We start from the raw sequence: 19,104 nt of genomic DNA, 5'->3' as shown, positions 1-19,104 counted from the left end.
ACGAGCCGCCGCCCACACGCGACCGCTAGCCTGCGCGCAGGAGCTCGGGACCGAGGATCAGGAGTAGCCGTGCACGTCGTGGTGGTCGGGGCCGGGATCGTCGGTCTGGCGGTGGCGGCGCGTCTGACGCGCGACGGCCACCACGTCACGGTCGTCGAGAAGGAGCGGGCCGTCGCCGTGCACCAGACCGGCCGGAACTCGGGGGTCATGCACTCCGGGCTCTACTACCCGCCGGGCAGCCTCAAGGCGCGCATGTCGGTGGCCGGGCAGCGCAGCATGACCGACTACGCCCGCGAGCACGGGGTCGACGTCGAGATCACCGGCAAGCTCGTCGTCGCGACCGCGCCCGACCAGGTGCCGGGCCTGCACCGGCTCGCCGAGCGCGCCCGCGCCAACGGCGTCCCCGCGCAGCTGGTCGGGAAGGCCGGTGCCCGCGAGCGGGAGCCGCACGTCGCCTGCGTCGACGCGCTCTGGGTGGAGAGCACCGGGATCGTCGACTACACCGGCGTCTGCCGCGCGCTCGCGGCGGAGGTGTCGGAGCGGGGCGGCGACGTGCTGCTCGGGGCGCCGGTCGTCGGCGCGACCGAGACCGAGGACCGCGTGCACCTGCGCATCGAGCGGGGTGACTCGTTCTCCGAGCTGCGGGCGGACGCCGTGGTGGCCTGCGCCGGCCTGCACGCCGACCGCGTCGCACGCGCCTGCGGCCTCGACCCGAGCGCACGGATCGTGCCGTTCCGCGGCGAGTACTTCGAGCTGTCCTCCACCGCCGCCGAGCTGGTCAACGGCCTCGTCTACCCGGTGCCCGACCCGCGGTTCCCGTTCCTCGGCGTGCACCTCACGCGGATGATCGGCGGTGGCGTGCACGCGGGCCCGAACGCCGTCCTCGCCCTGGCGCGCGAGGGCTACTCGTGGCGCGAGGTGAACGTGCGCGACGCGGCCGACGCGCTGACCTGGCCCGGCCTGTGGCGGATGGGGGCGCGCAACATCGTCCCGGGCGCGCGCGAGGTGGCACGGTCGCTGTCCCGGCGCGCGTTCGCGCACAGCCTGGCGGCGCTGGTGCCCGCGATCGTCCCGGACGACCTCGCCCCCTCGCCCGCCGGGGTGCGCGCGCAGGCCGTGGCACGCGACGGCCGGCTGGTCGACGACTTCCTGCTGCAGCGCACCGCGCGTCAGGTGCACGTGCTCAACGCCCCCTCACCGGCGGCGACGTGCGCCCTGGAGATCGCCGACCACGTGGTGGACGAGCTCGCCCTCGCCTGACGCGTCCGCCTCTGGACCGAACGTGTGACGGCACCCTTCTGACCCGGGTGAAAAGGGTCGCGCACGGTCTGAACCGGGTCTCTGCGTCGGTACCGTGAGCACCTTCCACATGTCCGCTTTCTGGCGCTTTGGTCGGTCGTCGATCCGCTGGATCCCACCCCTGCTGAGGTCGCCGATGCTCACCCCGCACAGCCTGTCCCGGGCCACCACCGCAGCCGCCGGTCGCGGTGGCGCCGTGGTGCTCGCGGCCGTGCTCGTGCTGGGTGCGACGGCCGGGTGCACCGCGCCGAGGTCCGATCCCGACGCCGCCGCCTCGCCGTCGTCGAGCGCCACCCGCGAGAGCGCCGGTACCGGTGCCGACGCCACCGACCGGCCCACGGACGACGCGTCCGCGCCCGGCGCGGCGAGCACGCAGTCGTCGGAGAGCGGCGGCGCCGAGGAGTTCGCAGGCGAGATCATGCCGTCGCAGCCGCCCGGTCCGTCCGGGCTGCCCGACACCGCCGTGCCGGGACCGTCGCTGACGGGCCCGCTCCCCGCGACGGGCGCGGCGAACGGCGCCGTCGTGACGGGTTTCCCCACGGGGGTCGTCCCGATCGTCGACGGGCTCACCGTGGTCTCCAGCTCGGTGTCCGCGTCCGGCGACCGGCTGCAGGTCGGGCTCCAGGCGAGCAGCGACTCCGCACCCACCGACGTCCAGGCCGCGTACGTCGCCGCGCTCAGCGCCGCCGGCTTCACGGTCGGCGACTCCCCCGCCCTGCCCGGCTCCCTCGCCACGTCCTTCACCCGCGGGCCCGACGCCCTGGTGCTCACGGTGCGCGACCGCCTCGGCGGCGGGACCGAGCTCTCCGTCGCCGGCGCGCTGACGACGGCCGGGTGACGGGCGGTGTACCTGTCCCTGCGCGACCGACCCGCCCGCTCCGACGCCGCGTCCCCCGAGGAGGCCCGAGCCGTCAGGGCCGCCAAGCGCGGTCGGGTCTCGTCGGTCGTCATCACGCTCGGCGTGGTCAGCATGCTCACCGACATCTCGTCGGAGTCCGTGGCGGCGGTCCTGCCGCTCTACCTCACCACCGCGCTCGGTCTCTCGACGCTGGCCTACGGGTTCGTCGACGGGCTCATGCAGGGCGCCAGCGCGCTGGTCCGGATCGCCGGCGGCTGGGCGGCGGACCGCGGCGACCACCCCAAGTGGGTCGCGGTCGTCGGGTACGGGCTGTCGGCCGTGACGCGCGGGGTCCTGCTCGTCGCCAGCAGCTTCGCGGCGGTGACGGCGATCGTCGCGATCGACCGTGTCGGCAAGGGGATCCGCACCGCGCCGCGCGACGCGATGATCACCGCCTCGTCGGACCCGCGCACGCTCGGCCGGTCGTTCGGGGTGCACCGCACGCTCGACACGATCGGGGCCGCCCTCGGGCCGCTCCTCGCGTTCGTCGTCCTGTGGGCCATCCCGGACGGCTACCAGACCGTCTTCGTCATCTCGTTCGGGTGCGCCGTCATCGGGCTCGCGGCCCTCGTCCTGCTGGTGCCCGACCTGCGCCCGCGCCGGGCGGCCTGGCTCACGCAGCACCGGTCGCGCGAGGCCCGCAAGCTGCCCAAGTGCAAGGGCTGCACCTGCGACATCCCCGGGCTCGAGCCGGCCGGCCGGCCCTTCAGCTGGTCGTTCCTCACCGAGCCGGGCCTGCGCCGCATCTTCCTGATGGCGGGCATCCTCGCCCTGCTCACCGTCGGCGACGGCTTCATCTACCTGTCCCTGCAGGCCCGCGACGGGTTCGCGACGCAGTGGTTCCCGCTCCTGTACGTCGGCACCAACCTGGCCTACATGGCGCTCGCGATCCCCGTCGGTCGGCTGGCGGACCGGGTGGGCCGGGCGCGGGTGTTCGTGTGGGGCCACGCCGCGCTCGTGATCGCGTACGTGTGCGCCGGCGTCGCGACCGCCTCGGCCGTGACCACCGTGGCCGCCCTGCTCCTGCTCGGGCTCTTCTACGCCGCGACGGACGGGGTGCTCGCCGCGCTCGTCGGGCGCCGGGCCGCCCCGAACGCACGGGCGTCCGCGATCGGCACCGCCCAGACCGTGGTCGCCGTGGCCCGCATGGCCTCGTCCGCGCTCTTCGGCCTGCTCTGGTACACCGTCGGACGCGGGCCCGCGATCCTCTCCGTCGCGGTCGTCCTCGCGTGCGCGGTGCCGATCGCCTGGTACGTGGTCCGCGGGCTCGACGCGCCCGCGGCGGACGCCGACGCTGCACCTGAGCTCGTCGACGCCGAGGACGGCCGGTGAGGCGCGTGCAGCCGCGCGTCGCGATCCTGGTCGCCGTCACGGTCGTCGTCCTCGTCGGGGTGGGCGCCTACGCCGTCTCCGCCTGGCGCGCCAACCGGGCCGCGATCGACTCCGCGCCACCCGTCGCGTCGACGGCCCTGGACGCCGTGCTCGCCGCTCCGCACATCGTCTTCCGCTCGACGCTGCCCGGCAACGAGTACGGCCTGGTCGCCGCGGTCCCCCTCGACGACCCGGACGGCGCGCGCGCGTTCACCGACGTCGCCTGCGACCGCGTCGACGTCGCCGGGCCCGTCGCCTCGTGCCTGCGCACCATCGCCGGCATCGCCACCCGGTGGGAGGCCGAGGTGCTCGACTCCGACTGGCGGCCCGTCGAGACGTGGGGCCTGCCGGGCATCCCGAGCCGTACGCGCCTGTCCGACGACGGTGGCCTCGTGGCGACGACCTCGTTCGTCACCGGCCACTCGTACGCGACGGTCGGCTTCTCGACGCTCACCGAGGTCCACCGGGCAGACGGCACCTCGCTGGGCAACCTGGAGGACTTCGCGCTGACGGTCGACGGAGCCCCGTTCACCGCCGCGGACCGCAACATCTGGGGCGTGACCTTCGTCGACGACGACGCGTTCTACGCGACCGCCGCCTCGCAGTCCGTCGGCAGGACCTGGCTCGTGCTCGGCTCTCTCGAAGACCGGACCCTCACGTCCCTGCGCGACGACGCCGAGTGCCCGTCGATCTCCCCGGACGGCACGCAGGTCGCCTACAAGAAGGTGGTCGACACGGTCGGGGGGCAGCCGGTCTGGTCGCTCGCCGTGCTCGACCTGGCCGACGGCACCGAGACGCTGCTGCCGGCCACCCGCGGCGTCGACGACCAGGCCGCGTGGCTCGACGACGACACCCTCCTGTACGGGCTGTCACGAGCGGACGAGCCGGGCACCACCGACGTGTGGGCGGTCGACACGACCCCCGACGCCACCCCGGCCGTCCTCATCCCCGGGGCGTGGTCGCCGGCGGTGGAGGGGTGATCCCGGCGCCCGGCGACGTGCGCTGCCTGGTGTACGCCCCCTACTCGTTCAGCGGCCGCGGACCTGCGGAGAGCTGTGCGCAGATCGCCGGCGGGATGGCTGCTGCCGGCATCGGCACCGAGGTCCACGCCGGCCGCAGCAGGACCCCGCTCCCCGCGGGGGTGACGGTGCGCACCCCGGTCGCACCGGTGACCAGCCGACTCCCGTGGCGCCGGGTCGAGCGGCCCGCGCTGCGTCTGCTCGACCGCGGGTTCCGCCGCGCCGTGGCTGCGGCCGATCCCGGGTCGACCGTCGCCCACTTCTGGCCCGGCACGCCGGGAGCCGCCGTCGAGGCCGCCCGCGACCGGGGCATCGTCACGGTGCGCGAGATGATCAACTCGGCCTGCGCGACCTCCGGCCCCCTGCTGGACCGGGCCTACGCCCGCCTCGGCATGCCCCCCACGCACGCGGTGACCCGCGACGTGATCGAGGGCGAGACGGCCGAGCTGCGGCTCTACGACTACTACTTCGCGTCGAACCCGGAGGTCGAGAAGTCGCTCCTCGCGCTCGACGTCCGGCCCGAGCAGATCCTGCGGACGTCGTTCGGCTGGCGGCCCGAGCGGTTCGCCCTCGGCGATCCGGTCGAGCGCGGGCCGGGCTTCCGAGCCGTGTTCGTCGGCCGGATCGGTGTGCGCAAGGGAGTGCCCGAGCTGCTGGACGCCTGGGCGTCGCTGGACGTCGAGGGTGAGCTGCTCCTGGTGGGCGCCGTCGACGACGAGATCCGTGACCTGGTCGACGAGCACGCCCGGTCGGGCCGCGTCCGGCTGGCGGGCTACGTGGACAACCCCGCCGCGCTGTACTCGGGGTCGGACGTCTTCGTCTTCCCCACCTGGGAGGAGGGCGGGCCGCAGGTGACCTACGAGGCAGCGGCCTGCGGGCTCCCGGTCGTCACGACCCCGATGGGTGCCGCCCGCCTGGTCGAGGAGGGGCGCACGGGTGTGGTGGTCGAGCCGGGCTCCGCGCCGCAGATCGCTGCCGCGCTCCGGCTGCTGGCCGAGGACGCCGAGACCCGCCGCGCGTACGGGGCGGCCGCGCGGACGGCCGCCGACCGGTTCACGTACGGCCGCGTGGGCGCTCAGCGCGCGGAGCTGCTCCGCGGGGTGCTCGACGCCCGCACCGTGAGCTGATCCCCGCTCACTGGTCGGCGCCGGGCCGACGCCGGTCGATGTTCGCCGCCGGTCCGGACGCGACCACCTTGGCGTCGTTCGGCGCGAGTTCCTGCGGCGGGGCCGGTCGCTTCCCACGCGGCGGCGGTCCTGCCGGCTGGGTACGTCTCCGGCCCGCCCCCGCTGTCGACCGGCGTCCGTGCCGGGGTCCTGCCGCTGCGTTCGGTGCCGCGGGGACCACCCCGGACCACGGCTGCCGGGCCGAGCGCGGCTCGAGGATCTGGATCGCCGCGAGCACCCCGACCCCGACCAGCACCCAGATCATCGCCAGCGCGCGGACCTTGCTGCCGTGCATGTAGGAGATCGACGGCGCAGCCGGCACGACCGCCGTGGTGATCAGGTCCGACGGTGCGACGCCCTGCTGGAGCCCGGCGAGCTCGGCGTCGATGCGCTCGATGAGCTCCGCCCGACGCGCCTTGACGACGTCGGCCGTCGGGCCGCTCACCTGGATGTCGAGCACCTGGCGCGGGTACACGCGCGACCACTGCCCCCCGTGGTCCGGCAGCTTGACCTGCCACCCGTCGAGGATGCCCTGGCCGACGATCGTCGCCGCAGGGTCGGCCATCTGGTTCCAGGCGGCGTTCCCGTTCACGCGCTTCGCCACGGCACCGGCGGCGATGATGAGGTCGCTCGAGGTGGTCCGCAGGGCGTTCGGGTTGATCGCGCTCGTGGGCGCCAGGAACGTGACCTCGGCGTGGGACCAGTACGCGCCCTCGGCGGTGACGGCGACGTAGCTGGCGAGCAGGCCGATGAGGACGGCACCGAGCAGCACGTACCACCGGCGCACGAGCGCCTGGAGCGCGTCCCAGATCGTCATCGCCCGCCACCTCCTGCCACCTCGTCGAGTCTGGCATGCAGACCCGGGCGGACCGCTCGGCGACCGGATGAAGATATCGTGACGAACCGGACATGATTCCGGGTGCGTGTGCCGGGAGTGCAGACCCCGGCGCTAACCTCGAGGAACCGCCGCCAGCCCGTCCGCTCGCGGACCGAACTGGACAGGAGCAGCCATGGAGCTCACCGCTGTCGTTGCTGCACTGCTGCGGCGGTGGTACGTGGTGCTCGTGGGTCTTCTCATGACCGCGGGGCTCGTGTACCTCGCCAACGACGCCGTCCCGCCGACGTACAGCGCGACCGGCAGCGTGCTCCTCCTGCCGCCCGGCGCCTCCCTCGAGGACGGCTCGAACCCCCTGCTCCAGCTGGGCGGTCTCGAGCAGCCCGCGGCGCTCGTCGTCGCGTACCTCGCGGGCGACGAGGCCCGGCAGGTGTTCGCGGAGGACTTCCCGAACACCACCTACGACATCGTGCTGGACCCGCTGTCGCGCGGCCCGCTCATCCTGATCACCGTGGAGGACCCCTCGAAGGACGACGTGATGGGGGCCCTGAACTCGGTCCTCGCCACGCTGCCCGAGGCCCTGTCCATGCTGCAGGACCAGGTCGACGCCCCGGCCGACTCGCGGGTCACCTCGATGCCGCTGTCGGTCGACAGGGAGGCCACCACCGAGCGCGGCGACTCGCTGCGCGCGCTCATCGCGGCGGCCGGGTTCGCGCTGGTGCTCACGCTCGTCGGTGCGATCGCGTTCGACGCCCTGGCCGCCCGGCGCCGGGAGCGCCGCCGCGCGGCGGTGCGCGCCGACGAGGCCGAGACACCCGCCCTCGCGACCGTCCCCGCGGAGCCGTCCGAGGCAGCCGTGCCGGAGGACACCGCGCCCGACGCGACCCCGGTCGTCATCCCCGAGCTCGTCCCCGACGTCCCCGAGGTCGCTCCGGAGCCGGCGCCGGACCTGGCGGAGCGCGGAGCGCTGTCGGACGCCGCCAAGACCTGGCCCGCCGGCGTCCCCCACATCGAGTCGCGCGACTTCGCCCGGTCGGAGGAGCAGTACGGCTCGGAGTGGCCGCCGCGGGCGCTGGACGGGCCGTCCCGCGACGACGAGTCGCGCGTCGCGCGTCGTGGGTAGCTCGACCGACTCGACCGTGACGACCGCGCGGTCGCGCGACGCGCTGCGCACGACCGGCGTCCTCGCGTGGCTGACCGTCTACCTCGTCCTGCTGTTCGGCATCCCGTCGCGGCTGGTGTTCCACCCGCTGGGCAGCGCCGGCGCACCCTCGACGCTGTTCGGGCTGGCGAGCGCCCTCGTGTGGTTCCTGGCGCAGCTCTGGCGGTCGGCGAGCGTGGCAGGTCCGCGTCGACCGGTCCGGATCGCGCTCACGTACTTCCTCGTCACCGTCGGGATCAGCTACGTGGCGGCGATGACGCGGCCGATCGACTCCGACGAGATCAGCCCGGCCGACGTCGCGGTGCTCGTGGTCATCTCCTGGTCCGGCGCGCTGCTGACGGCGCACGACGGCCTGACCAAGCTGCGGGACGTCGAGGTGCTGGTGCGCAGGTTCGCCTTCATCGGCGGCCTGATGGCCCTCGTGGGGCTCGCCCAGTACGTCACCAAGCAGCCGCTGGTCGACCGCATCGCGATCCCGGGCCTGACCGCGGTCAGCGACGTCAGCGCGGCCTTCCGCAACGGCCTGGTGCGCATCTCCGGGACGGCGACCAGCCCGATCGAGTTCGGCGCGCTGCTGTCGATCCTGCTGCCCCTCGCCCTGCACGGGGCGCTCCACCCCGCCGGGCGCGGGTTCCTGCGCCGCTGGTTCCCGGTCGCGACGATCTCGCTGGCCCTGGCGCTCTCGATGTCCCGCTCGGCGTACATCGGCCTCGCGGTCTGCATGGTCGTGCTCCTGGTGGGCTGGCCGCCCGCGCTGCGCTGGCGGGTGGGCGGGTCGTTCGTCGTCGTCGCCGGGGTGCTGGCCGCCGGCGTCCCCCGCCTGTTCAGCTCGGTGCGCGGCATGTTCAGCGGGGTGAAGGACGACCCGAGCATCACGTCACGGACCGACAGCTACGCGGTCGCCTGGCAGTTCTTCACCGACGCGCCCTGGTTCGGTCGTGGCCTCGGCACCTTCCTGCCCAAGTACCGGATCTTCGACAACAACTACCTCGGGCTGCTGGTCAGCGGCGGGATCGTCGGGACGGTCGCGTTCCTCGCCATCCCGATCACCGCGATCGTCGTCCTGGTGCGCCGCCGGCGCCGATGGGCGGACCCGCAGTCGCGCGACCTCGCGCTCTCGCTCGTCGCGGGGATCCTGGCCGGTGCGGTCTCGCTCGCCTTCTTCGACGGGTTCGGGTTCCCGATGACGATGGGGACGCTGTTCCTGGCGCTCGGCATCGCCGGGGCGCTGATCCGCCTGCATCCGAGCGACCGGGATCCGGACCGACCACCACCGGCGGTCGACGTGGAGCCGCCGACCGCCCTGCCCGGCCCGTCGACCGCACTCACGCCGCGCACCGAGCCGCTCGACACGCGCCGAGCCCGGCGCGTGGGCTCGACCGACGGGTCACGCTGACGGCGACGTCTCAGCGCGCGGGACCCCGGGACCGGACGAACGACTCGAGCGCGCCGGGCGCCTCCAGGTCGACGTAGGCGCGGCCCCACGGGTCCTTGCTGTCCGGCGCAGGGTCGTCCGACGGGACCGTCGAGCAGAACCCGAGCAGGCCGTCGAACACGCCGAGGTACCGGCGTCGCTGCGGCCGCCAGTCGAGCTCCGCGACGGCACGCTCGCGCGCGGCCAGCGACAGGGCGACCCGCCGGTCCTCGTCGTCCAGGAGCGCCTCGACGGCGTCCGCGAAGGCGCCGACGTCCCCCGACGGCACGATGACGCCGGTGTCGCCGGCCGAGAAGCGGGTCTCGGTGAGGTCGAACGAGACGGCCGGCACGGCGTACGCCATGTACTCCATGGTCTTGTTCATGGTCGACGCGTCGTTCAGCGGGGTGTTGCGGTCCGGCCCGACCCCGACGCTCGCTGCGCTGAGGTAGTCGCCGATCTCCCGCGGCCCGACCCGGCCGGTGAACTCCACCACGTCGTCGAGCCCGAGCGCGGTGCACTGACGCCGCAGGTCCTCGAGGGTGTCCCCGAAGCCGAGCAGCGCCGCGCGCACGTCCCGGCGCCCGCGCACGCGGACCAGCTCGTCCATGACCTCGAGCACCACGTGCACGTCGTCCTGCGGGCCCATGATCCCGAGGTAGGCCAGCAGGTGTCCGCCGCGAGCGCGATCCGACTCGGGGACCACCGGCCGCATCCGGCGGGTGTCCGGACCGCTGCGGACGACCTCCGTGTGCTCGCGCGGCACCCCACCGCGTTCCAGGGCGACGCGGCGGTACGACTCGTTGGTCGAGATGACGCGGTGCGCCGCCCGGAACGTGCGCCGCTCCAGCCAGAGCAGTCCGGCGTACTGCGCACGCGCCCCGGCCGACCGCGGCTCACCGAACCGCGAGCGGAAGAGCTCGGGGTTGAGGTCGTGGTGGTCGAAGACGAAGCGCACCCCGGCGACGCGCCACAGGAGCGCCAGCAGCCAGTAGGTGTCCGGCGGGTTGCACGCCTGGATGACGTCGAACCCGCGCTCGCGCCGCACCACCACCGACAGGAGGGCGGTGCGCAGCCACGAGTACGCGAACTCGACGACGAACCCGAGCAGGCCGTTCGCCTCGGGCGCCGGGCGGTACTTGTAGATGCCGACCCCGTCCAGCACCTGCCGGGCGGGGTCACCAGGACCCTTGGGGCAGATCACGCTCACCTCGTACCCCGCGGCGGTGAGCGCCTGCGCTTCGAGCCACACCCGCCGGTCGAGGGGCACGGGGAGGTTCTGGACGATGATGAGGACGCGAGGGGGACGCATGTGCGGGCTCCGTCAGGCCGACGGGAGCTTGCCCTCGACGAACTGCGCGAGCGAGCCCAGGGTCTCGAAGATCTCCCCGGAGAACTCCTCGTCGTCGATCGTGATGCCGAAGTGCGACTCGAGGTTGGTGACCACCTCGAGCACGCCGAGGGAGTCGAGCTCGGGGACGGCGCCGAACAGCGGGCTGGTCGCCGTCAGCGTCGCGGCACGGTCCTCGATACCCAGCGTGGTGACGACGATGCCCTTGACACCCTCGAGTGTTGCGTCGGTCATGAGGCTCCTTGGTGGTGGGTCAGACGAGGATCTCGACGGGTGCGGGATGGCCCAGGAAGGCCGTCGGGCTGGCGGTGAGCCCGTACGCGCCGGCCTGGAAGACGACGACGAGGTCGCCGACGTCGGCCCGCGGCAGCTCGACGCGGTCGCCGAGCAGGTCGAGAGGGGTGCAGAGGCAGCCGACGACGGTCGCCGTCTCCTCCGGCTCGGCCGAGACCCGCTCCCCGACGGCGAGCGGGTAGTTGCGGCGGATCACCTGGCCGAGGTTGCCGGACGCGGCCAGCTGGTGGTGCATCCCGCCGTCGACGACGAGGTACGTGCTGCCGCGCGACACCTTCCGGTCGACGACCCGCGTCACGTAGACGCCGGCCTCGGCGACCAGGTAGCGGCCGAGCTCGATGACGAACTCGGCGTCCGGGAGCGCCGGCGCGAGCCGCGTCTCCACGAGCTCGGTCAGGTGGGCAGCGACCGCGACGACGTCGAGCGGCTGGTCGGTCGGGAAGTACGGCACGCCGAACCCGCCGCCGAGGTTGACGTACCGGACCGGCTGCGGCGCCTCGGCGCTGAGGGCGAGCACCAGCTCGACCGTGCGCGACTGCGCCTGCATGAGGAGGTCCGCCGACAGGTTCTGCGACCCGGCGAAGACGTGGAACCCGAGCAGGTCGACGCCCGCCGCGTCCAGCTCGCGCAGGAGGTCCGGCACCTGCTCGGCGTCGACGCCGAACTGCTGCGGCCCGCCGCCCATCCGCATCCCCGACCCGCGGACCGCGAAGTCCGGGTTGACGCGGACGGCGACGCGGGGCCGGATGCCGAGCTCCGCGCCGGCCGCGACGACGCGGCGCGCCTCGCCGCTGGACTCGACCTCGATCGTGACCCCGGACGCGACCGCCTGCTCGAGCTCCGCGGTGGTCTTGCCCGGCCCGGCGAAGCTCACGCGCGACGGGTCGGTCCCGGTGTCCAGCGCCACCCGCATCTCGTAGGCGCTGGCGACGTCGAGCGAGTCGACCAGGGACGCGAGCAGGTGCACGACGGCGGGCATGGGGTTGGCCTTGACGGCGTAGCCGAGGCTCAGCCGTTCGGGGAGCACGGACCGCAACAGGGCGACGCGCTCCTCGACGAGGCGCCGGTCGTACGCGAAGAACGGGGTCGAGCCGACGCGTCGCGCCAGCCGGTCCACGCCGATCCCGCCCACGGTCAGCACCCCGTCGACCTCGCCGAACGAGGTGACGGTGGTCGACGCCGTCACGACGCGTACTCCGCCCGGACGCGCGGTCTGTCGTACTTGCCGTTGGGCGACCGGGGAACCGAGTCCCGGACCACGATCTCGGCGGGGACCATGAAGGTCGGCAGCGCGCTGCGCAGGGCGGTGAGCAAGGTCGCCGGCTCGAGCGTCGCGCCCGCGGCGGGTGCCACGACCAGCACGATCCGCTGTCCGAGCCGGTCGTCCTCCACGCCGAAGGCGACCGCGTCGACGGCGAGCTCGGTGCGCAGCGCCGCCTCCTCGACCTCCGACGGGCTGACCCGGTAGCCGGACGTCTTGATCATCTCGTCCGCACGCCCGACGAAGTAGAGGAAGCCGTCCTCGTCGGCCACGACGGTGTCCCCCGACCACACGGCGAGCTCCGGCAGCCGGTGCCCGGTGGTCGGCCCCGGGACCGGGCGGAACCGCTGCGCGGTGCGCTCCGGGTCGCCCCAGTAGCCGAGCGAGACGAGGGCGCCACGGTGCACGAGCTCGCCGGGCTCCCCCGGGTCGCAGCGGGTGCCGTCGGGCCGGACCACGAGGATCTCCGCGTTCGGGATCGCCTTGCCGATCGAGTCCGGCCGGCGGTCCACCTCGGCCGGGTCCAGGTAGGTGGACCGGAACGCCTCGGTCAGGCCGTACATCAGGTACGGGCGCGCGTCCGGGAACAGGGCGCGCAGCTTGTCGAGGACCGTCTTCGGCATCCGGCCCCCGGTGTTCGCGAAGTACCGCAGCGACTCGCGTGCCTCCGCGGGCCAGTCGAGCCCGGCGATCTGGATCCACAGCGGGGGCACGCAGGTCAGCCCGGTCACCTTCCACCTCGCGCACGCACGGGCCACGTCGGCGGGGACGAGGTAGTTGAGCAGGACGACGTGCGCGCCGACGGCCAGGGCCGTGGTCACCTGGGAGAGGCCGGCGTCGAAGCTGAGCGGCAGGACGGAGAGGATGACGTCGTCGGCGGTGTTCTCGAGGTACTGGCTGACGCTCTGCGCCCCGACCACGAGGTTGCGGTGGCTGAGGACGACGCCCTTCGGCAGGCCCGTGCTGCCAGACGTGTAGAGGATGGCGGCCACGTCGAGGTCGACCCCGGCGGGCGGCGGCTCGACCGTCGCGTCGCTCAGCAGCGACCCCCAGCCGTGCACCGCGATCCCCTCGGGCGCCGCCGCGGGATCGTCGACGACGACGACGTGCTCCAGGGCGGGGCACTGCGCGAGCACCTCCGTGAGGAGGTCGAGTCGTGCGGCCGACGTGACCAGCACGCGAGCGCCCGAGTCGGTCAGGATGTGGCCGACCTGGGCGGGCTTGAGCAGCGGGTTGACGGGCACGAACGCACCGCCGGCCACCGACGTCCCGAGGAACGCGGTGACGGTCTCGGGGCGCTTCTCCAGGAACACGGCCACGCGGTCCTCGCGCGCCAGGCCGAGGCCCGCGAGCGCGGAGCCGCAGCGGCGCGCGGCGGTCCAGAGGTCCGCGTAGGTCAGAGTCTCGTTCTTGAACGAGAGCGCGGGTGCGTCTCCGGTCAGCTGGGACCGTGCTGCGAGGAGTTCGTGCCAGACCGTGACCACGGCGTCAGCGTAACGACCGCTCCTGCCCGGATTCGGGGCACAAGGGGTGAAGTCACCACGGCACGGAGGTGATCTCGCTGTAGAGGTCGTCGACGTCGCCGGCCTCGACGTCGGCCCCGCGGAACAGCTTCGGCCGCCCCATGACGGTCCGCGACAACCCGACCGGGCCGCCGACGATCCGTCGCTCGGCCAGCAGGACCGGCATGCCACGGACCAGCAGGTGCGCACCGAGGGGGCCCACGCCGCGCAGGAACAGGGCGGTGTCGCCGACGTGCACGAGCGCGGCGAACAGGGGCAGCCGCTTGCGCCGCACCCGCCGGTACATCACGTAGCACGGTCGGTCGTCGACCAGCAGGACGACGTGCCGCACGGCCGCGGCACCGGCGTGGTCGCGGAAGATCTCGGCGTCGCGCCCGGTCAGGAGCCCGGCGATGCGCCCCTGGTCGGTGACGACCGTCACCCGCCGTCGCCAGAGGGGGAGGTTCGGCCGGACGTCTGTCGTCGTGTCGAGCCTCTGGAACCCCAGCCGCAGGTCGATCGGCACCACCGACCCGCTGGGCGACAGGTCGGTGAACAGCTCGGCGCCGCTGGACAGCAGGGCACGCAGCAGCCGGAGGCCCTGGGCTCCGTACCCGTCGAGGACGCACCAGGCCGCGAGGTTGCAGACGCGTCGCTCCCGGCCGGCGACGACGCGCTCCGAGAAGAAGGCGGCGTAGACACCCACCAGGACCCCGTCGGCCCGCAGGCAGTAGCCGTGCGTCGGCTCGGCCGTGCGCCAGGAGGGCACGAGCGCTCGAGCCCAGTCGTCCGCGGACAGCCCGCTGTTGAGGTTCTCGTGCAGGAACCGAGCGATCTCGGGGAGGGAGTCGTCGTCGACCGGGCTGAGCCGGACAGGGGTCGTCACGGTCGTGCAGCCTGCCACGACGGGCGTGGCGTGTCATCGCCGCGGGGCCGCCGCAGGCCGTCGCCCGTCCGGGTGAAGGTTGTCCGAAGATGCCCGGTTCCATGGGGCAACAGGTTCAGTTTGTCTCATATATTGAGACAAAGTCCATAACGAGTTTTGTTGGACGTTCTTCCAGTTCAGCCCAAGATCGGGGGATTGGACCCATTGCTCCATCCGGGTGAAGGTTTGTCGGTAAGTTCACCCATGCGAGCATGAGGGCCGCTTCGTTATCCAACAGTGACAAAACGGCGCCCCTCCGCACGGAGACATGAGATACCGGCCCACCGGGCCTCCGCGGCGCCGCGATGGTAGGGAGACACACCTCGTGAATCGATCGAGCACGCACAGAGCGCCCACCCGGCGCGCGCCCCTGGCGCGAGTGATCGCGACAGTCGCAGCAGCAGCGGTCGTGGGGGTCACTCTCAGCATCGCCAGCTCCGGCGCCACCCTGACACCGGCCCAGGCTGCGGCAGCGATCGAACCCAAGGTCACCGTCTGGGGCGACTCGGTCCCCGCAGGCGGCACCGTCGACGCCGACCAGGACAGCGTCGAGCTGGGTACCCCGTTCACCCCCGCGAAGGACGGCGTCGTCCTCGGCGTCCGGTTCTACAAGACCCCGGAGAACTCCGGCGCCCACGTGGGCAACCTCTGGGACGCCTCGGGCAAGCGCCTCGCGTCGGTCACGTTCAGCGCCGAGACCTCGCGCGGATGGCAGACCGCGTACTTCGACAAGCCCGTGCAGCTGAAGGCCGGCTCCGGCTACGTCGCCTCGTACCTCGCCCCGAAGGGCCGCTACCTCCAGACGCAGCAGTTCTGGTCCGGCTCGCAGACCGACCTCCTGTCGGTCCCGCGCGGCAGCTCGGGCGTCTACTCCTACGGGAAGTCCAGCTCGTTCCCGAAGCAGACCTGGAACCGCAGCCAGTACTGGGTCGACCCGGTGTTCGCGCCGTCGACCGGCGCCGGCGGCACGCCGACGGCATCGCCGACCGCGACCCCGACCGCGACCCCCACCAAGACGCCGGCCCCGACGCCCACCGTCACGCCGACGCCCACCCCGACGCCCACGGCGACGCCGACGCCCATGCCGACGGCCACCCCGAAGCCCACCCCCACCCCCACGCCGACCCCGACGACCACGCCGACGCCCACCCCGCCGCCGGCCACGGGTGCCTACCCCAGCGCGTCGACCACCGGTGTCCCTGCGGGTGTCGCCCTGACGCCGTACACGGGCCCGTCGCGCATCACGCAGCCGGGCACGGTCATCGACTCCAAGCTGATCACCACACCGCTGGTCATCACGGCCGGGGCGAACGACGTCGTCATCCGTAACTCGATCATCCGGGCGAACGGGTTCTGGCTCGTCCTGAACGACGAGGGCGCGAAGAACCTCCAGATCGTCGACACGGAGCTTGACGGCAACAACAACACGAACAACGACGCCGCGGTCGCCGGACGGAACTACACGCTGACCCGCGTGAACATCCACGGCACGATCGACGGCCTCAAGATCGGCGACAACGTCACCGTGCAGGACTCGTTCATCCACGACCTGCTCATGACGTCCGACTCGCACAACGACGGCATCCAGTCGCTCGGCTCCGACAACGTCAAGATCCTGCACAACACGATCCTGGTGGCGAAGGGCTCGACGTCCGCGATCATCCTGTCGACCGGCTCGGCCGACTCGATGAAGAACATCCTCATCGACAGCAACCTGATGGGCGGCGGCGCGTACACGGTGTACGGCGGCTACCAGCAGGGCACCGACGTGCTGTCGCGGGTGAACAACGTGGTCATCTCGAACAACCACATCACCACGACGATCTTCCCCAACGGCGGCGCCTACGGACCGTTCTCGTCCGTGAACGCCCCCGCCGTGACCCTCTCGGGGAACGTGTGGCACGACGGCCCCAAGGCGGGCCAGCGCGTCGGCTGACCCCAGCACGCAGGGCATGACCCGCACCGGACGTGATCCCGTAGTCTCGGGCTCGCGTCCGGTGCGGCTCTGTCTCCCCGCCTGACGGTCCGTACCGGCAGGACGAGGAGGAGCGGCCCGATGACCAGCGTGATCATCGCCGCGTACAACGAGGCGGCGGTCATCGGTCGCAACCTCGACCGGCTCCTCGCCGGGGCTGCACCCGGCGAGCTCGAGGTGATCGTGGTGGCCAACGGCTGCGTCGACGAGACGGTCGCCGCCGCGAGCGCCCGCGACGTCCACGTGCTCGACCTGCCGACGCCCGGCAAGGCGGCCGCACTCAACGCCGGGGACGCGGTCGCGACGAGCACCCCCCGGGTCTACCTCGACGCCGACATCGCCACGACGCCCGCCACGGTCCGCGCCCTCGCCGCCGCCCTCGCGCAGCCCGGCCCGGACGGCGCACCGGCCCCGCTCGCGGCGGTCCCGGACCGGCACCTCGTCCTGACCGGCCGCCCGCTCGCCGTCCGCTGCTACTACGCGATCCAGTCCCGCCTGCCGGCCGCGCGGACGGGCCTCTACGGCCGCGGCATGATCGCCCTGTCGGCCGCGGGTCGGGCCCGCTTCGACAGGTTCCCCGACGTGCTCGCGGACGACCTCTTCCTCGACTCCCTCTTCTCTGCGCAGGAGCGCGTCGTGCTCGACTCGGTCACCACCGAGGTGGAGACTCCCCGCCGGACGGGCGATCTCGTCAAGCGACTGACCCGCGTGCGCCGCGGGAACGTCGCCTTGCGCGCGAGTGCTGCCGAGCAGGGCCGGACCGGCGTGCGCGCGTCCAGCCGCACCAGCTGGCTCACGGACGTCGTCCTGCGCCGCCCGTGGCTCGCCCCCGCGGGCGTCGTCTACGCCGTGCTTACCCTCGTCGCCGACCGCCGCGCACGGCAGGGCGGCGAACGGTGGGAGCTCGACACGTCATCGCGGCTGGTCGGCTGATGGGCCGGCGGGACGTGCGCAACATCTGCTTCCACGGCATCGGGACGCCGGGCCGGACGATCGACGACGACGAGGCCCGGTACTGGATCACCGCCGACGAGTACCTGCGCATCCTCGACGAGGTCGCGACGTGGCCGTCGACGGTGATCTCGTTCGACGACGGCAACGCCTCGGACGTCGAGCTCGGCCTGCCCGGGCTGGTGGAGCGCGGCCTGACCGCCACGTTCTTCGTCCTCGCGGGCCGCCTGGACACGGCCGGGAGCGTGACGACGCAGCAGGTCGCCGAGCTCGGTCGCGCGGGCATGCGGGTGGGGTCGCACGGCATGGACCACGTGTCGTGGCGGGGCATGTCCCCCGACGTCCGCCACCGCGAGCTCGTCGAGGCCCGCGAGGTGATCGCAGCCGTCGCGGGCGACGTCACCGAGGCGGCCCTGCCGCGAGGTCAGTACGACCGCACGACGCTGCGCTCGCTGCGGCAGCTGGGGTACACGGCCGTGCACACCTCCGACCGGCGCCTCGCGACGGCCGGCGCGTGGCTCCAGCCGCGGTTCAGCGTGACGCGCGACGACACGCCCCAGACCCTGGCCAGCGCGGCGCTCGTCCCCCCGCCCGTCCACCGTCGTGCGGCCCTCGAGCTCAAGGGACTGCTCAAGCGCTGGCGGTGACCGGCGCGATGCTGTGCGGGCCCGGGGTCTGGCGCAGGTAGCGCGGGCTGAGCAGTCCGCGCAGCGCCGCTCGGCTCGTCTCCTTGCCGAGCAGGGCGCGGCTGCCCTCCCGGCCGACCAGCACCACCCAGAAGGCGGCCGTGGCGACCGGACCGTGCCGGCGGCCGTACAGACGGAGCCGGTTGGCCACCAGCAGCCGCCACAGCGCGGGGTTGCCGGCCGAGCCGCCCTCGAGGTGCACGGCGTGCGCGGTCGGGACGAACCACGTGGGGTGCCCGGCGTCGCGGGCGCGCAGGGCGAAGTCGGTCTCCTCGGAGTACAGGAAGTACGACTCGTCCCACGGACCGACGGCGTCCCAGCACGCCGCGGAGACGAGCTGTGTGGAGCCCTCGGCCCAGTCGGTCGGCGCCTCGGCCTCGTAGTCGCGGGGGTCGGTGATCACCTCGCCCAGGTCGGCGAGGGAACCCGCGCGCTCCGCGCCGAGCACCGCGTCCGCGACGGCCCGCCGCAGCGTCGGTTCGCGGCGTCGCGACGAGATGAGCTTGCCGCGGGCGTCGTCGAGCCTCGGGACGACGATCCCGGCACCCGTGCGACCGAGGGCGGCGACGAGCTCGGGGACGCAGCCCGCACCCAGCCGGACGTCCGGGTTGAGCACGAGCACGGCGGACCGGTCCGGCACCTGCGCGGCACCCAGGTTGATGCCGGCCGCGTACCCCCCGTTGCGGGCGGACCGCACGACGACGGCGTCCGGCGCCAGCTCCTCGACCGCCTCGACCGTGCCGTCGCGCGAGCCGTTGTCCACCACGACGAGCGTCCAGTCGAGGGACCCCAGCCCGGCCGGGAGAGAGGCCAGGAGCCCGGGCACGACGTCCGCGCTGTTGTACGTCACGACGACGACCGCCACCGGACCGGGGGCGCCGCGGGGGTCAGCAGGCACCGTGGTCATCCTCGGGTCGACGGGCTGGAGCGGGCTGCGGGCATCGTTGCACGGCACCCGATCGGGCCGCATCACCCGTCCGCGCGCGGGGCCCGCA

General features: G+C 73.5%; 17 protein-coding genes. 10 read left to right on the top strand and 7 right to left on the bottom strand.

What is annotated here, in order from left to right; genetic code table 11:
* Nucleotides 1-69 precede the first annotated feature (69 nt).
* The 5 genes from lhgO to ASD18_RS18275 all read left to right on the top strand — a co-directional run bounded on the left by lhgO (nt 70) and on the right by ASD18_RS18275 (nt 5,714).
* Nucleotides 70-1,260, top strand: a complete 1,191-nt coding sequence (lhgO, locus tag ASD18_RS18295) for an L-2-hydroxyglutarate oxidase (protein WP_056095677.1) — start codon at nt 70-72, stop codon at nt 1,258-1,260.
* 175 nt (nt 1,261-1,435) lie between these two features.
* Nucleotides 1,436-2,137 (top strand): hypothetical protein, encoded by a 702-nt coding sequence (locus ASD18_RS18290; RefSeq protein ID WP_056095674.1) that lies wholly within the window; start codon nt 1,436-1,438, stop codon nt 2,135-2,137.
* A 6-nt stretch (nt 2,138-2,143) separates the two neighbouring features.
* Nucleotides 2,144-3,529, top strand: coding sequence for an MFS transporter (locus tag ASD18_RS18285; protein ID WP_235522469.1), 1,386 nt, complete (start codon nt 2,144-2,146; stop codon nt 3,527-3,529).
* Nucleotides 3,526-4,548, top strand: a complete 1,023-nt coding sequence (locus ASD18_RS18280) for a hypothetical protein (RefSeq protein WP_056095671.1) — start codon at nt 3,526-3,528, stop codon at nt 4,546-4,548. The genes ASD18_RS18285 and ASD18_RS18280 overlap by 4 nt, the downstream gene beginning before the upstream one ends.
* Nucleotides 4,545-5,714, top strand: a complete 1,170-nt coding sequence (locus ASD18_RS18275) for a glycosyltransferase family 4 protein (protein WP_156388083.1) — start codon at nt 4,545-4,547, stop codon at nt 5,712-5,714. The genes ASD18_RS18280 and ASD18_RS18275 overlap by 4 nt, the downstream gene beginning before the upstream one ends.
* Before the next feature lie 7 nt (nt 5,715-5,721).
* Here ASD18_RS18275 and ASD18_RS18270 read toward each other — a convergent pair whose 3' ends face one another.
* On the bottom strand, nt 5,722-6,570 hold the full coding sequence (locus ASD18_RS18270) for a hypothetical protein (RefSeq protein ID WP_056095666.1): 849 nt from the start codon (nt 6,568-6,570) through the stop codon (nt 5,722-5,724).
* 193 nt (nt 6,571-6,763) lie between these two features.
* Here ASD18_RS18270 and ASD18_RS18265 point away from each other — a divergent pair, with 193 nt between their 5' ends.
* Complete coding sequence (locus ASD18_RS18265; protein WP_056095664.1) at nt 6,764-7,711, top strand: efflux RND transporter permease subunit; 948 nt, start codon at nt 6,764-6,766, stop codon at nt 7,709-7,711.
* Between the two features lie 16 nt (nt 7,712-7,727).
* On the top strand, nt 7,728-9,146 hold the full coding sequence (locus tag ASD18_RS18260; RefSeq protein WP_156388082.1) for an O-antigen ligase: 1,419 nt from the start codon (nt 7,728-7,730) through the stop codon (nt 9,144-9,146).
* Nucleotides 9,147-9,156: 10 nt separating this feature from the next.
* Here the strand turns inward: ASD18_RS18260 and ASD18_RS18255 are convergent, their stop codons facing one another.
* Genes ASD18_RS18255 through ASD18_RS18235 form a run of 5 tightly spaced genes read right to left on the bottom strand, consistent with a single transcriptional unit; the run spans nt 9,157 to nt 14,458 of the window.
* On the bottom strand, nt 9,157-10,476 hold the full coding sequence (locus tag ASD18_RS18255; RefSeq protein WP_056095658.1) for a glycosyltransferase family 4 protein: 1,320 nt from the start codon (nt 10,474-10,476) through the stop codon (nt 9,157-9,159).
* 12 nt (nt 10,477-10,488) lie between these two features.
* Nucleotides 10,489-10,749 (bottom strand): acyl carrier protein, encoded by a 261-nt coding sequence (locus tag ASD18_RS18250; RefSeq protein WP_056095654.1) that lies wholly within the window; start codon nt 10,747-10,749, stop codon nt 10,489-10,491.
* A 19-nt stretch (nt 10,750-10,768) separates the two neighbouring features.
* On the bottom strand, nt 10,769-11,995 hold the full coding sequence (locus tag ASD18_RS18245; protein ID WP_056095651.1) for a pyridoxal-dependent decarboxylase, exosortase A system-associated: 1,227 nt from the start codon (nt 11,993-11,995) through the stop codon (nt 10,769-10,771).
* The gene (locus tag ASD18_RS18240) at nt 11,992-13,554 is read right to left on the bottom strand and encodes an acyl-CoA ligase (AMP-forming), exosortase A system-associated (RefSeq protein ID WP_056095648.1); all 1,563 of its coding nucleotides are present in this window, start codon (nt 13,552-13,554) and stop codon (nt 11,992-11,994) included. Before ASD18_RS18240 ends, ASD18_RS18245 begins: the two co-directional genes overlap by 4 nt.
* 52 nt (nt 13,555-13,606) lie before the next feature.
* The gene (locus ASD18_RS18235) at nt 13,607-14,458 is read right to left on the bottom strand and encodes a hypothetical protein (protein WP_200938641.1); all 852 of its coding nucleotides are present in this window, start codon (nt 14,456-14,458) and stop codon (nt 13,607-13,609) included.
* 448 nt (nt 14,459-14,906) lie between these two features.
* On the opposite strand from ASD18_RS18235, the gene ASD18_RS18230 reads away from it, so the two are divergent.
* The 3 genes from ASD18_RS18230 to ASD18_RS18220 all read left to right on the top strand — a co-directional run bounded on the left by ASD18_RS18230 (nt 14,907) and on the right by ASD18_RS18220 (nt 18,070).
* Nucleotides 14,907-16,433, top strand: coding sequence for a DUF4082 domain-containing protein (locus ASD18_RS18230; protein WP_056095642.1), 1,527 nt, complete (start codon nt 14,907-14,909; stop codon nt 16,431-16,433).
* Between the two features lie 120 nt (nt 16,434-16,553).
* Entirely contained in the window at nt 16,554-17,405 is an 852-nt protein-coding gene (locus tag ASD18_RS18225; protein ID WP_056095639.1) for a glycosyltransferase, read from the top strand.
* Nucleotides 17,405-18,070: a polysaccharide deacetylase family protein gene (locus tag ASD18_RS18220; RefSeq protein WP_056095636.1), complete on the top strand. Its 666-nt coding sequence runs from the start codon at nt 17,405-17,407 to the stop codon at nt 18,068-18,070. Before ASD18_RS18225 ends, ASD18_RS18220 begins: the two co-directional genes overlap by 1 nt.
* Here ASD18_RS18220 and ASD18_RS18215 read toward each other — a convergent pair.
* On the bottom strand, nt 18,054-19,007 hold the full coding sequence (locus tag ASD18_RS18215; protein ID WP_200938640.1) for a glycosyltransferase family 2 protein: 954 nt from the start codon (nt 19,005-19,007) through the stop codon (nt 18,054-18,056). The genes ASD18_RS18220 and ASD18_RS18215 overlap by 17 nt on opposite strands.
* Nucleotides 19,008-19,104 lie beyond the last annotated feature (97 nt).

It is taken from the genome of Cellulomonas sp. Root137 (assembly GCF_001426725.1).
GTDB lineage: Bacteria > Actinomycetota > Actinomycetes > Actinomycetales > Cellulomonadaceae > Cellulomonas.
This window is presented reverse-complemented; position numbering and strand designations above follow the sequence as displayed.